The following is an 11,788-nucleotide window of genomic DNA, read 5'->3' as shown; positions in this document are numbered from 1 at the left end:
CGTGGGCCGTGCGCATCCCCCGGTGGGGGCTCAGCCACCACCTGGGGCGGGCTCAGGAGCCGCCGCCCAGATCCTCGCGGATCGCGGAGACCACGCGGTTCGCCGTCCGGCGGACCGCTTCGGTCTCGGTGAGGAAGTGCCAGTAGTCGGGATGGCGCCCATCGAGCCCCGCGATCGCACGGTCCAGCCGCGCCACGGCGTCGTCAAGCGGGCGGGCATGGCGCGGATCGGGCGTGTTGCGCCCGGCCATGGCGAGGCGCTGGGCGTCCCGGATCGCGAAGCGGGTGCGGTCGATCTCCGCCTGCGGGTTCTTCGCCACGGCGTCGAGCCGCTGCAGCCGGTCCCCGGCGGCGGACACCGCCTCATCGGTCGTGTTGAGCAGCGCCCGGACCGTGCTCAACAGGGACGTCGCGTCGGCCCAGCGCTGCTCGGACCGTGCCCCGGCGGCCTCGGCCAGCTTCGCCTCGGCCTGCCGGACGTTCACCGCCGCCTGCTCGGGAACCGGCTGCAGGTCCTGCCAGCAGGCGGCCGAGAAGCGCCGCCGGAGCTCGCTGAGCACCGGCTCGACCTGCCCGGCGCGCGTCGTGAGCGCCTGGGCCCGGGTGCGCAGTGACACCAGCCTGCGGTCGATCTCGGCGGCCCGTTCGGGAAGCCGGTCCGCCTCCGCCCGCACGGCTTCGGCGTCCCGCAGCACCTGATCCGCGCGCTGGAGCGTCTCGGCCACGCCGTGCCGCCCCGCACCCTGGTTGAGCTTGGTCAGCTCGGGGGCCAGAGCCGCGAGGCGGGCCGCGAGATCGTCCGCGCGGAGCCCGGAGGCGCGCACCGCGTCGAGGGCGTTGCTCGCGGCGAGCAACGCCTGACGGGCCCGCTCCACCGCCGGGGCGAGCCGTGCCAGCTGGGTCTCCGCGCTACTGAGCAGCGTCCCGAGCCCCTGGGCGAACCGGTCGAGCTCACCCTTCACCCGGACGAGCTCGTCCTTGGCCCGGGTCAGCTGGGTCCGTGCACCGGCCGCCGTCGAGGGCTCCAGGTCGTCACGGTCGAGGTCGTGGGCGTCGACCGCGGTGATGTACTCGTGGCTGACCTCGTCGATCCGCCGGCCCAGTGCCGCGAAGTCCTCGGCCACCTTGCGGGCGCGTGGCGAACTGTCCACGGCGGTGATCGTCTCGATCGAGATCTGGAGGTCGCGCTGAGCGGTGTCCAGCTCGTAGAAGGCCTCAGCCGCTGCGTCCTTCGCCGCCTGGGCGTCGGCCCGCTGATTCTCCCCACGGCCCCCGAACCAGCGGCGGGTGCCCCCGCCCGCGAAGGCACCCGGCAGCGCCGCGACGATCAGTGGGACGGGCAGAAGCATCAGCACCAGGACGTCCCTGACGGCGGAACCAACACCCGCTTTCGCCTGCGGCCGCGTGTGTGTCGCCGTCACATCCCTCTCCCGTGCCGATTCGCCCTGCCCGGTTCATTCTCGCACCAGTTAGGACGAACGCACGGGCCGGTTAGTTCGCACTTCGGACAGTGACTTCGCCGTTGTCGCTGCGTGCCTTCACCACGTGCGCGCTGTCTGCGCTGCGGGGTACGTCGACGGAGACGTCACCGTTGTCGGCCTGCGCGGACACCGCGTACGTGCTCCTCCCGCCCGGCAGGTCGATCGAAATGCTCCCGTTGTCACTGACGGTGTCCACCAGATCGGGGACCCGGGTGAATCCGAGCCGAACCGACCCGTTGTCCGATCGGGCGGTCACAGAGCTCCCCGACACCCGCTCCGCCTCGATCGTGCCGTTGTCGGCGCTCAGCTTCAGCGGCCCGGAGACGTCACGCACACTGACCCCGCCGTTGGCGGCGGAGATGTCGAGCGGGGTGGTGAAGCCGGAGGCGGTGACCTTCCCGTTGTCCCCGTCCACGGTCAGGGCCAGCCCGCGGGGCACCTTCACCTCGTGATGCGCCTCGCAGTTGCTGATCACCGCGTGGCACTTCACCTTGAGCGTCAGCTCGTCCCCCTCGAGCCTCCACACCGGGTCAGGCCCATCACCCAGCACGACCCACCCGTCGACCCGGCGGGTCACCTCGATCTGCTCCACGTCGGCGGGCACGAGGTCCAGGGTCGAGTTCTCGGCGTCGATGGTGAGCGCCTCCCCACTGAAGGCGAACGACTTGTGCTCGGCGGGGGCGTCCTCCGCGTCCGCACTGCCACAGCCGCTGAGCGCGGCCACGAGAAGCACGGTCCCTGCAGCGGCCACGAGGGCGTCGGTGCGTCGTGTACGGATGGTCATGATTCGAGTCCCCCTGAGAGCGCTGCCGATGTGGCTCCACCGTATGTACGCACCCACCCCCGGGACGATCCGGACGGCTACCGTCTCCGGGGTGGGGATATCCCCCGTATCCCGCCCCGCCCCGGGGGAACGGCGGGGTGGCCGACCGGATTGCCGCGGGGGGCTGTCAGCCATGTAACCTGTTGCCTCATCCACGGGTGCGTAGCTCAGGGGTAGAGCGCTGCTCTTACAAAGCAGATGTCGGCGGTTCGAAACCGTCCGCGCCCACCAGCAGGAAGCACGACGAAGGCCCAGGTCACCGGTACAGAACCGGGAGCCTGGGCCTTATTCGTTCCTCAGCCGCGGGGACGGGGGAGAGGCGTCGTGCCAGTCACGTGCCAGATGCGTCGCCGGGCTCTGCCGGCCGGGCCTTTCTGATCTGCTCGTCGACGTGAGCGGCGATTGCGTGGTCACGGCCGTTCACCAGGTGCTGATAGATCAGCGCGGCACGCACCGACGAGTGGCCCATCCGCTGCATCAACTCACGGGTGGTCGCACCGCCGGTCGCGGCGAGGGTGTTCCCGGTATGGCGCAGATCGTGGAAGTGGACGTCTCCCAGGCCAGTCATCTCCAGCGCCCGCAGCCACAGACGGCGGAAGTTGTTCCGGCGAAGCTGTCCGCCCCTCGCTCCCGTGAAGAGCAGCCCGGTGCGACCCGGCTCGGCATAGGCAGTGAGGTGAGCAGCCAGGCTCTCCGTCAGCGAGGCCGGGAAGGCGACGGTCCGCACACCGGCCGCACTCTTGGGCGCCTTGACCAGGATGCCGTCCGTCCGAGTCTCGGCCAGGGCACGCCGTACGGCGACGGTCCGCCGCTCGAGGTCGACGTCATGGCGCTGGAGCGCGGCGAGCTCCCCGAAGCGGAGGCCGGTGAAGGCCGCCAGAAGGATGAACACCCGGAAGCGCGCCGGCACGGCGTCGGCGAGCTGGAAGACCTCTGCGACATCGAGGAACGGCCGCTCGGCTGTCCTGGCCGCCCCAGCGCCCTTGATACGGCAGGGGTTGCGCTGGATCAGTTCGTCGTCGACCGCGGTGTTCATGATGGCGCGGAGGATCTGATAGGCCTTGGCGACCGTCGGCTCACCGACACCGGACTCCAGGAGGCCGGCACGCCAGCGGCGGATCTGCGGTGTCGTGATCTCGCTCAGGACCACGTTGGCGAAGGACGGCAGGATGTGGAGGCGTAGCGCGCTGCCGTTGCGTTCGCGGGTGGTCGCCGCGTAGTCGCGCTCCTTGAACCAGGCGTCGGCGTAGACCCCGAAGAGGACCTTGTCGTCCGGGTTCTTCCACCGGCCGTCGAGGATCTCCGCTTCCTTGCGGACGAGCCACCGATCAGCGTCGGTCTGAGTGGGGAAGGTCTCCGGCGCCGAACGCATCAGACCGTCCGGGCCGGGATACCGGGCCTGAAAGCGGCCGGATGGCAGCTTGCGGACCGAACCGAACCGGCGTCGCTTGCCCCTCTGGTTCGCCATCAGGCCACCACCCCGAACCGCCGCCGGCTTGTGACGATGGGCTGGACGGTGTTGGCCGAGATGAAGTCAGCCAACGCGCTCTGAGGGATGCGGACATGGCGCCCCACCTTCACGAACACGATCCGCCGTTCGGCGATCAGGCGTCGAGGAAAGCGAGCGGTTGTACCGAGGAGTTGCGCGGACTCCTCCACCGTGAGCAGTCGGTCAGTCATGCGGCCATGTCTCCTTCCAGGGCGAGGGCTTCGCGTGCGGTTTCGCGGTTGAGTTGCAGGTCTCTGGCGATCGAGGCGGCGAGGATCGATTCGCCGGGGCTGTGGCCTTGTCCGGCGTACTGCCAGTCGGTGAGGACGAGGACGGTGGGGTCCTGGTCCGGCTCGGGTAGACCGATTTCTTCGCGTTGTTGGGCGGCGCGGTAGTCGGCGCGGATCTGGCGGAGTGCGCCGAGGGTGGTGGAGTAGCGGCGGGACTTGGAGGAGAAGTGGCCGCGGAAGCCGAGCATGTGAGCCCAGGCCCTCAGCCGCCGGTCGGGGTAGAGCGGGTCGAGGTCGAAGCAGGCTTCGATGAGGCGGCGCGGGTGGTCGGGGACGTCGAGGAGGACCAGGGCTTCGCGGTTGCCGACGCGGCGGTCGATGGTGCCGGTCGTCTCGGCGGCTTTGGTGGCGTACTTGGCGACGTAGGAGGCGACGGCCTGTTCGGTGATGTCGGTCCCGGCGTCGAAGGCGCGGATGGGGCGGATGTCGAGCTGGGTGCCCCAGCGGAGCGGGCGGGTGGGTTGGCCGGCGGCGGCCGGGACAGTGATGGTCGTGTACGAGTGCGCGACGGCAGCGCGGATGGAGTCGTCGAGCAGCTGCACGGAGGCCCAGGAGGGTGGCGGGCTGTCGGGTCCGTCCGGGCCGTCGAGGCGGATGACGGCGTGGAAGTGGACGGCGCCGCGCTTCTGGAACTCGGCGACCTTGCCATACGAGATCCGTGCGGTTTCTTTGAGTTCGCGTTGGGTGAGGCCGGCGCGGGCGGCGATCTCGCGGCGGAGCCGGTTGGTGAAGCGCTGCCACAGATTCCCGGCGTGGTTGTTGAAGAGGACCGCCCCCGCGTAGTCGTAGGAGTCGGCGTCGAGCGGCGTGCCGAGGGTGTCGTCGTCGCGGCGGTGGGTGGTGCCGCAGCGGCAGCGGCCGGTGTCGGGGCGGTTGTGGACGGGGCCGAAGGACGGGGCGGTGAGTGTGGCGAAGACGCGGGGGTGGTCGCGGACGGTTGTGGGGACGTCCTTGTTCTGGTCGCCCGCGAGTCCGGCGCGGATGAGGTGGTAGGTGTCGGCGGAGTAGGTCCAGGCGCAGGCCGGGCAGCGGGAGGCGCGGCGGTTGCCGCAGGCGACGCGGAGCCGTCCGCCGGGCTCGGTGTCGGTGGAGTAGTGGTGCAGGGTCTGGCCGGTGGTGCGGTCCTTGGTGAGGGTCCAGCCGGAGAGGTGGATGGGGTTGGAGCAGCCGCCGGTGCGGCGGATCTGGTCCTGCCAGCGGTCGAAGCCGGTGGACCCGGCCACCCGCAGCAGGTCGCCGAGGGTGGCCGGGTCCAGACCCGTGAGGATCGTGTCCGTCACGCGTGCTCCCGCTGGACGACCGGAGCCGGAGCCGCAGTGAGGGTCGTACCGGTGCCGTGGCAGCGGCGGCAGGTGACCAGGAGGGTGGCGCGGGTCCCGTCGTCGAGGAGGGTGCCGGTGTCGATGGCGACGGCGGGGAAGCCGTCGCAGTCCGGGCAGATGCGCGTCGGGGCAGGGGTGTGCTGGGTCATGATGGTGGTCCTTTCGATTGCGGTTGGAAGGGGCCGGACCGTCCGGGCGGCGGCGATGCTTGGCGGCTTGTGCGCCGTCCGGAGGCCGGTCGAGATCAGCGGTTGAGCGTGCGGGGGCCGCGTCGGCCGGAGGTTCCCTTGGCCGTGTACATCGCACTGTCGGCGGTGGCGAGCGCGTCGGAGAGGCTGCGAACCGGCAGGTCTTTCACGTGGCAGGAGCCGACGGACACGAAGACCGGAAGCCGGTGTCCGGCGTAGGCCACGGGCTGGTTCAGGGCGGCTTGGAGGCTCTCCAGGTCTGGGGCCTGGCGGGCGATGGCGACGAATTCGTCTCCGCCGAGGCGTCCGGCGATGCCGTTGCGGCCGCACCAGGCGGCGAGGCGTTCGGCGGTGACGACCAGGGCGAAGTCCCCGGCGGCGTGGCCGTGGGAGTCGTTGAGGTTCTTGAAGTCGTCGAGGTCGAGCAGCAGGACCATGGCGTCCCGGTGCCGGCGGATGATGCGCTCGGCGAGGGCGGTCCATCCGGCGCGGGTGCGCAGGCCGGTGAGGGGATCCCGGCGGGCGGTGGCGAGCCGGTGGGTGAGCAGGGCGGTGTGGGAGGCCCAGCCGATGAGCGGTAAGGCGAGGGCGAGCGCTTGCGTGTCCACGGTTCTCCTTCGATGCGGTTGGAAGGGAGTGCGTGGGCCGTCCGGGCAGCGGCGATGCTTGGCGGCTTGTGACACCGCCCGGAGGCCGCTCAGCGGTGCTGGTTGTCGGAGGCGATGAGCGAGCGGATGACCAGGGCGCAGATGGCGACGGATGCGCCGGTGATGGCCACCGCGAGGAGCATCGAGACCAGGACCGCACCGACGACCAGGACGACAGCCGCCCCACCACCCACGAGGGCGAGGACGGAGCCGGGCGTGAGCTGGACGGTCGGCCGATTCGTAGTGGGCTGGGCAGCCAGCGGCGGAGGGCTCTGCGGGGTGCGCTGGACCACGGCGGTCGGCTCGACGACGGCCAGCGGGGTTGTGATGCCGGTGGGCTGGGGCATGGCGGGGACCTTCGGCTTGAACATGGTGGATCTCCCTTCGTGGACGGTTACTTGGTGACGCTGTCGATGGCGGGGGCGAGGAAGCTGTCCGCCAGGAGGTAGCCGCCCAGGAGCAGGACGGCGACCAGCCACAGCGGCGGGCGGATGAGCTTGATGCCGAGAGCGCCGACGACGATCAGGGCGAGCCAGAGCGGGACATCCACGGGTCGGTCTCCTATCGGGCGGTGCAGCGGTGGGTGCGGGCGGCGAGCTGGGCGGCGCTCTGGCTGGAGTAGTCGGCGGACCAGCCGCAGCGGTCAGCGCTGCAGACGGCGGCGTGTTTGGTGTGGCCGTGGCGGTCGCGGTGGGTGCCGATCTGCACGGGGCCGATCCGCATCACGGAGTGGAAGTGGTCACGAGCGGGCATGGCGGTGGTTCTCCCTTCTGGTCAGGCGAGTTGGGCGGCGATGGTCTCGGCGAGCTCCGGTGGGACGCCGAGGCGGGCGCGCAGGGTGTCGGTGTCGATCCGGGCACCGGTGCGGGCTTGGTGGTCGTCGGCGAGCTTGCGGGCGTGGTCGACCAGCGCGGCCGGGACCGGCGGACCAGCCGGGGCGGTGGGAGCGGGGGCGAGTGCCGGGATGTCCTCGGCAGCCGCGGCGATGGGCGCGGGCTCCGGTGCCGGATCGGGGGTCGATTCCCGCTCGACTGCTGTCACGGGGTCCGGGACTGCGGGTGCCGGCGAAACCGTCTCCGTCTCCGTCTCCAGATCCTCGGTGGTGTGGGAGTGGGCGAGGAGGGTGCCGCCGAGGAAGGCGAGGGCGGGCCATCCCGCGATGCCGAATCGCAGCCAGGCCGGCGGGTGGGCGAGGTCGAGGAATCCGGCGGTCGCGACGTTGGCACCTAGCGAGGCGAACAGCGCGATGAGGAACCAGCACCAGGCCAGCCGGGACGGTCCCTCACTGCGCAGGCGCCGCCAGGCAGCGACCAGGAGCAGGTCCACCGAGATCGGGTAGGCCCAGGCTTTCCAGCCGTCCTGTCCGGCGGCGGCGGCGAGGTCGTGGAGGTGGGCGAAGGACAGGGCACCGGCGATGACGGCCTGGACCAGGACGGCGTCCACGCGGAACGCGGGCCGGGCCATCAGACGCCGCCGATGGGGTCGTAGCCGGGCGGGAACATGCCCGGCGGCGGCTCCGGGAGCGATACGGCCAGGGACGGGCCGATGGTGTCGATGAAGTCGTCATCGGCGCCGGGGATCTCGGCGTACAGGGCCAGGGCGCCGAGCATCAGGACGGTGCGGTGGAAGTCCTCGATGTGCTCACACATGGGAGTCGCTCTCCCTTCCTTGAGGCATGGAGCGGGTAGGGACCTGGCGCGATGCGGTCACGCCAACCGAGGTGCGGGACGGAGTCAGGCGGTGGCGGGGGCAGCCTTGGTGAGTGGCTCGGAGGCCGGAGCCAGGGAGCCGACGACGGGCCGGAAGGGTGCGAGGACGGGCAGGTCCGGGGTGCGGTCGGCGTGCCGGTTGCAGATGTTCACGGCCGTACGGAGCGAGGTGTGCGGGGCGCGAATGCGGGCCCAACCACCGGAGGAATCACCGGTCACGGCGATGCCGGGCGTCTCGGTGGGAATCTGGATAGCGGCGAGGACGGCGTCGGGGGCGATGTCGCCGAAGGCCATGTTGGCGGAGGACTCGTCATTCACGCGGTGTGCGGTGCGTCCGGTGAGCTGGGCGCGGAGCATAGTGATGCCCTTGCCGAGTTCGGAGCCGAAGCGCTGCCCACAGATCTCCAGGTAGATCCCCGCAGCCCGGCCGAGCTGAGCGAGCCGGACCAGCGCGGTGATGATCCGGTCCCGTCGCTTCTCCTCGTCCTTAGTGGCGAAGAGGGCGAGTTCGGCGACCTCGTCCACCAGGACCACGACCGGGACCGGGCGCAGGTGGTCGGGCAGGTCCCAGATGTCAGCGGCGATCTCCGCATCCGGCACGTTCACCGTGATCCGCTGCTCGGCCCGGATCAGTTGGTAGACGTCCTCCATGTGCGAGACGAGCGCATCGAGGAGGTCCAAGGCGGTGTCGGGGTTGTCAGCGAGGGCGGAGAACCGGCGGGCCAGCGGGAAGAGCTCGACGCCCTGCTTGCAGTCGATCCCGACCAGCGCAACGTCCATCGGTGCGAGGCCGGCCACCAGATTGCGCTGATAGACGGACTTCCCCGACTCAGTGGCACCGAGGGTGAGCCCGTGCGGCACGGCACGGTAGTCGCGGTAGTGGACAGCACCGTCCTCACGCAGGGCGACCGGGACCCGCATCGGCGCCGGATCGGTCTTGACGGGCATCTGCACCCGCTCGAGGACGTCGTAGCCGGTCATACGTACTTCGACGACGCCGGAGCGCAGTTCGCGGGAAGTCACGCCGTACATGCCGAACGAGTGCCGCAGCCGGTCCGAGGCGGCGGAGACGTCGAAGGCGTCCTGTCCCGGGCGGAGCTTGAGGCGGAGCACCAGGCCGGTGCGGGTGGGGTGGACTCGCAGGATGCGAGGGGCTCGGGACTCCGGCACGGGCCGGTTGGTCATCCGGGCTAACGCCAGGCGCCAGCGGGAGGGCGGGACGGTCAGCCCGCACGCGTCCATCACCGAGACGTAGCGGACCAGGACCCGCACAGCGGCGAGGGCCGCGCCGAAGGCCAACCAGTACCAGGCGGGGCGCCGCCACCGCAGGATCACTGCGGCAGCGACAACCAGCACCAGGGCGACCGTGAAGCCGGTCATGATCAGGCCGCCTTCGAGGCCGACGCAGCGTTGGCGAGCGAGGTGACCGCGACCGCGCGGAAGGCGATCCCGTGCCGCTTCTGCCCGTTGAACTCGTTCTCCCACGCCGAGGCGACCAGCCCCGTCAGCGCGACCGGGGTGCCCATGGCCAGGTCCTCGGAGACGCCCGGCTGGGGAACGGTGAGCTTGAGGATCTCCACCTCGTCCGGTGTGGAGAACATGACCTCCACCGTCATCAGCATGACGCCGTCCTTGTCGAGCGCGACCTCACCGGTACGGCGGTCCTTGACCTTCTGCTGGGGAGCCTTGGCGACCATCACGGTCGCGTTCGTGGTGTCGACGGGAATCTGACGCACAGCAGATCACTCCTCTGTAGGTGCTCAACTCCGTCACTCATGTACATGAGTGACATGAAGAAGAGTGCAGCACTCCTGTACATGAGTCAACCCGCTACGAAGAAGAAATCGCAGCGGGTTGAAGTGAGTTGAGGTCGCGTCAGTCGGCGGCGGGGATCCTGTAGCTGAAGACGAACTGGTCAGCAGCCATGAGGGTGTCGCAGACCTCGACCACGCGGCCCTCTTCGGTCACGGCATCTCGGATGAGGTGAACGACCGGGGAGCCGGGGCTCAAAGCGAGTTCGGAGGACTCCGCCTTCGAGGCCGGCCGCGCCTGGAGAGTCTCGACAAACTCCGCGAAGACATGGCCGTCGTCTTCAAGTCGGGCATAGATCCCACCGGGGCCGGGGTTCTCGGAGAACAGCTCCGGGATGTCCTTCACAACGTCCCACGGCAGGTAGGACGTAGCAGTCTCGACCGGGGTGCCGTTGCGGAAGTAGAGGCGGCGGCGGGCCAGCACCTTGGCTCCGGGGTCCACGCCAAGGCGTTCCGCGACGTCGTCGGGCGCGTCGGCCGGGCCGATGAACAAGACGCTCACCTTGGCGGTCGCGCCGGCCTGCTCGGACTCCGCGAGGTAGGCGGCCTTGCCACCCTTGCGGTGCGAGCGCCGGAAGCGGTCCGAAGACCGATGCCGTACCGGAGGCCGAGCCTTCACCAAGGACCCCTTGCCGTGCCGGGTCTCGACCAGGCCACTCGCGCGGACCTCCACCATGGCCTTGCGGATCGTGCCGCCGGATACGCCGTAGCGGTCGACCAACTCGGACTCGCTCGGCACCATGTCACCAGGCTTGAGGACACCTGACCGGATCTGCTGAACGATCTCGTCGGCGATCTGAACGTACCGAGGTACGGCCCTGCCACCTCCTACTGCTGTTCCCATCGACCTACTCACTCTCCTATGCTCCTGTACATGAGTAACAGCGCCCAAGAAGCCCCGTCAACGCCGAAGCACAGTGTGTCCGTGGCGGGGGCTGTCGTGCGCGAGGACGGCCGACTCCTGGCGATCCGCCGCGCGGACAACGGGACATGGGAGCTGCCGGGCGGAGTGCTGGAACTGGAGGAGTCCCCGGAGCAGGGCGTCAGCCGCGAGGTCTGGGAAGAGACCGGCATTCACGTCGAGGTCGACGAGCTCACAGGCGTCTACAAGAACACCGCCAGGGGCATCGTCGCCATGGTCTTCCGTTGCAAGCCTTCCGGGGGCACCGAGCGCACGTCATCCGAGTCCACCGCGGTTGACTGGCTCACGCCGGAGCAGATCACCGAGCGCATGTCCGAGGTCTACGCGATCCGCCTGCTTGATGCCCTGGACGGGGCCGGCCCCCACGTGCGGAGCCACGATGGCAAGCACCTCGCTGGCTGGAACGCGTGAAGAACAGACTGCCCGTGCAGAACGCCGGCGACACGGAAGTTTGCCTGTTCGTCGAGCCGTATGGCGAAGACTTCTGGATGAAGCCCGCAGACGCCTTCGAAGTGGTGCCGTTGAGCGACGGCAACGTGCAGTTCTCGGTGGTCATCGCGGGAGGTCTCATCACGGTGTGGCTCTACGAGGACGGCGACCCTTACAACATGATTCTCGACTACGAGGTGGTCGACGCCAACGGCAAGAGGCTGGAGTGCGGGCACCAGAAGCCAAGCGATTCTGACGGAGCCTGAGCCTCAGTCACTCTGGTCTGCGTGAGCCGCTAAGCAGCGCGGTAAGACTTTCTCTACTTCATCAAGGCACCCGGCTGCGCTCCGCTCCGCCGGGCGCGCTTCCCGGCTCTGGCTGCGCCCGCGCTCCTGCCTCCGGCCCGCTCGGCGCTGCCGCCGCCGACGCGCGCCCGCTGTGTAGGCCCGAGGGCATGAGACGAGACCAAAGCCCGCGGCTTCAAGGACATGCCTCCGGCGGGGGCGCTCAGACTCCGGGATGGGAGGGGCGCCGTTCGCGGGTGCCGGCCGGAGCGTGGTGAGCGTTGTGGGGGCTCCCATCCCGACCACCTTCGACCCAGGCAGAGCCGAGCAGTCGTGGTTCAGGGCGTCAAGGTCGTTCGTACAGTGGCGCGCTCCACCTTGACGCCCTGAACCA

17 protein-coding genes and 1 tRNA gene are annotated in these 11,788 nt (G+C 70.0%); 3 read left to right on the top strand and 15 right to left on the bottom strand.

Going from position 1 to position 11,788, the window contains the following annotated elements:
• Nucleotides 1–52: 52 nt before the first annotated feature.
• Both ACFUNE_RS00090 and ACFUNE_RS00085 read right to left on the bottom strand, forming a co-directional pair.
• A complete protein-coding gene (locus ACFUNE_RS00090) occupies nt 53–1,420 on the bottom strand; it encodes a hypothetical protein (RefSeq protein WP_383560408.1) in 1,368 nt (455 codons plus the stop codon).
• Nucleotides 1,421–1,490: 70 nt separating this feature from the next.
• Nucleotides 1,491–2,264 carry a DUF4097 family beta strand repeat-containing protein gene (locus tag ACFUNE_RS00085; protein ID WP_383560405.1) on the bottom strand — a complete coding sequence of 258 codons (774 nt, stop codon included), beginning with the start codon at nt 2,262–2,264 and terminating at the stop codon, nt 1,491–1,493.
• A 195-nt stretch (nt 2,265–2,459) separates the two neighbouring features.
• Here ACFUNE_RS00085 and ACFUNE_RS00080 point away from each other — a divergent pair.
• A tRNA-Val gene (locus ACFUNE_RS00080) sits at nt 2,460–2,534 on the top strand.
• A 100-nt stretch (nt 2,535–2,634) separates the two neighbouring features.
• Here the strand turns inward: ACFUNE_RS00080 and ACFUNE_RS00075 are convergent.
• The 13 genes from ACFUNE_RS00075 to ACFUNE_RS00015 form a co-directional block, all read right to left on the bottom strand.
• Nucleotides 2,635–3,771 (bottom strand): tyrosine-type recombinase/integrase, encoded by a 1,137-nt coding sequence (locus tag ACFUNE_RS00075; protein WP_383560402.1) that lies wholly within the window; start codon nt 3,769–3,771, stop codon nt 2,635–2,637.
• On the bottom strand, nt 3,771–3,983 hold the full coding sequence (locus tag ACFUNE_RS00070; protein WP_383560400.1) for an excisionase family DNA-binding protein: 213 nt from the start codon (nt 3,981–3,983) through the stop codon (nt 3,771–3,773). Before ACFUNE_RS00070 ends, ACFUNE_RS00075 begins: the two co-directional genes overlap by 1 nt.
• Complete coding sequence (gene repSA / locus ACFUNE_RS00065; RefSeq protein ID WP_383560397.1) at nt 3,980–5,362, bottom strand: replication initiator protein RepSA; 1,383 nt, start codon at nt 5,360–5,362, stop codon at nt 3,980–3,982. The genes ACFUNE_RS00070 and repSA overlap by 4 nt, the downstream gene beginning before the upstream one ends.
• Nucleotides 5,359–5,553 carry a hypothetical protein gene (locus ACFUNE_RS00060; protein WP_383560395.1) on the bottom strand — a complete coding sequence of 65 codons (195 nt, stop codon included), beginning with the start codon at nt 5,551–5,553 and terminating at the stop codon, nt 5,359–5,361. The genes repSA and ACFUNE_RS00060 overlap by 4 nt, the downstream gene beginning before the upstream one ends.
• 95 nt (nt 5,554–5,648) lie before the next feature.
• Nucleotides 5,649–6,200 (bottom strand): GGDEF domain-containing protein, encoded by a 552-nt coding sequence (locus ACFUNE_RS00055; RefSeq protein WP_383560392.1) that lies wholly within the window; start codon nt 6,198–6,200, stop codon nt 5,649–5,651.
• Nucleotides 6,201–6,289: 89 nt separating this feature from the next.
• Nucleotides 6,290–6,610, bottom strand: a complete 321-nt coding sequence (locus ACFUNE_RS00050) for a SpdD-like protein (protein WP_383560389.1) — start codon at nt 6,608–6,610, stop codon at nt 6,290–6,292.
• A gap of 23 nt (nt 6,611–6,633) precedes the next feature.
• The gene (locus ACFUNE_RS00045; RefSeq protein ID WP_106972736.1) at nt 6,634–6,789 is read right to left on the bottom strand and encodes a hypothetical protein; all 156 of its coding nucleotides are present in this window, start codon (nt 6,787–6,789) and stop codon (nt 6,634–6,636) included.
• Between the two features lie 11 nt (nt 6,790–6,800).
• Nucleotides 6,801–6,992: a mobile element transfer protein gene (locus ACFUNE_RS00040; protein WP_030876212.1), complete on the bottom strand. Its 192-nt coding sequence runs from the start codon at nt 6,990–6,992 to the stop codon at nt 6,801–6,803.
• A gap of 21 nt (nt 6,993–7,013) precedes the next feature.
• The gene (locus tag ACFUNE_RS00035; protein ID WP_383560385.1) at nt 7,014–7,703 is read right to left on the bottom strand and encodes a DUF2637 domain-containing protein; all 690 of its coding nucleotides are present in this window, start codon (nt 7,701–7,703) and stop codon (nt 7,014–7,016) included.
• The gene (locus tag ACFUNE_RS00030; RefSeq protein WP_030876218.1) at nt 7,703–7,888 is read right to left on the bottom strand and encodes a hypothetical protein; all 186 of its coding nucleotides are present in this window, start codon (nt 7,886–7,888) and stop codon (nt 7,703–7,705) included. Before ACFUNE_RS00030 ends, ACFUNE_RS00035 begins: the two co-directional genes overlap by 1 nt.
• An 84-nt stretch (nt 7,889–7,972) precedes the next feature.
• On the bottom strand, nt 7,973–9,328 hold the full coding sequence (locus ACFUNE_RS00025; protein WP_383560383.1) for an FtsK/SpoIIIE domain-containing protein: 1,356 nt from the start codon (nt 9,326–9,328) through the stop codon (nt 7,973–7,975).
• Nucleotides 9,329–9,330: 2 nt separating this feature from the next.
• Nucleotides 9,331–9,684 (bottom strand): hypothetical protein, encoded by a 354-nt coding sequence (locus tag ACFUNE_RS00020; protein WP_383560381.1) that lies wholly within the window; start codon nt 9,682–9,684, stop codon nt 9,331–9,333.
• Between the two features lie 139 nt (nt 9,685–9,823).
• Nucleotides 9,824–10,603: a GntR family transcriptional regulator gene (locus tag ACFUNE_RS00015; protein WP_383560378.1), complete on the bottom strand. Its 780-nt coding sequence runs from the start codon at nt 10,601–10,603 to the stop codon at nt 9,824–9,826.
• 18 nt (nt 10,604–10,621) lie between these two features.
• Between ACFUNE_RS00015 and ACFUNE_RS00010 the strand changes: the two genes are divergently transcribed.
• On the top strand, nt 10,622–11,092 hold the full coding sequence (locus tag ACFUNE_RS00010) for an NUDIX hydrolase (protein ID WP_383560375.1): 471 nt from the start codon (nt 10,622–10,624) through the stop codon (nt 11,090–11,092).
• Nucleotides 11,089–11,376, top strand: a complete 288-nt coding sequence (locus ACFUNE_RS00005) for a hypothetical protein (protein ID WP_383560372.1) — start codon at nt 11,089–11,091, stop codon at nt 11,374–11,376. Before ACFUNE_RS00010 ends, ACFUNE_RS00005 begins: the two co-directional genes overlap by 4 nt.
• The last annotated feature ends 412 nt before the right edge of the window (nt 11,377–11,788 follow it).

The organism is Streptomyces sp. NPDC057287, from assembly GCF_042667905.1.
Taxonomy (GTDB): Bacteria; Actinomycetota; Actinomycetes; order Streptomycetales; family Streptomycetaceae; genus Streptomyces.
This window is presented reverse-complemented; position numbering and strand designations above follow the sequence as displayed.

What these genes read in the sequence shown, in the direction of transcription:
- ACFUNE_RS00085 (WP_383560405.1), bottom strand. Translation starts at nt 2,264, where the DNA reads ATGACCATCCGTACACGACGCACCGACGCCCTCGTGGCCGCTGCAGGG.
- ACFUNE_RS00075 (WP_383560402.1), bottom strand. Translation starts at nt 3,771, where the DNA reads ATGGCGAACCAGAGGGGCAAGCGACGCCGGTTCGGTTCGGTCCGCAAG.
- ACFUNE_RS00070 (WP_383560400.1), bottom strand. Translation starts at nt 3,983, where the DNA reads ATGACTGACCGACTGCTCACGGTGGAGGAGTCCGCGCAACTCCTCGGT.
- ACFUNE_RS00060 (WP_383560395.1), bottom strand. Translation starts at nt 5,553, where the DNA reads ATGACCCAGCACACCCCTGCCCCGACGCGCATCTGCCCGGACTGCGAC.
- ACFUNE_RS00050 (WP_383560389.1), bottom strand. Translation starts at nt 6,610, where the DNA reads ATGTTCAAGCCGAAGGTCCCCGCCATGCCCCAGCCCACCGGCATCACA.
- ACFUNE_RS00040 (WP_030876212.1), bottom strand. Translation starts at nt 6,992, where the DNA reads ATGCCCGCTCGTGACCACTTCCACTCCGTGATGCGGATCGGCCCCGTG.
- ACFUNE_RS00035 (WP_383560385.1), bottom strand. Translation starts at nt 7,703, where the DNA reads ATGGCCCGGCCCGCGTTCCGCGTGGACGCCGTCCTGGTCCAGGCCGTC.
- ACFUNE_RS00030 (WP_030876218.1), bottom strand. Translation starts at nt 7,888, where the DNA reads ATGTGTGAGCACATCGAGGACTTCCACCGCACCGTCCTGATGCTCGGC.
- ACFUNE_RS00025 (WP_383560383.1), bottom strand. Translation starts at nt 9,328, where the DNA reads ATGACCGGCTTCACGGTCGCCCTGGTGCTGGTTGTCGCTGCCGCAGTG.
- ACFUNE_RS00015 (WP_383560378.1), bottom strand. Translation starts at nt 10,603, where the DNA reads ATGGGAACAGCAGTAGGAGGTGGCAGGGCCGTACCTCGGTACGTTCAG.
- ACFUNE_RS00010 (WP_383560375.1), top strand. Translation starts at nt 10,622, where the DNA reads ATGCTCCTGTACATGAGTAACAGCGCCCAAGAAGCCCCGTCAACGCCG.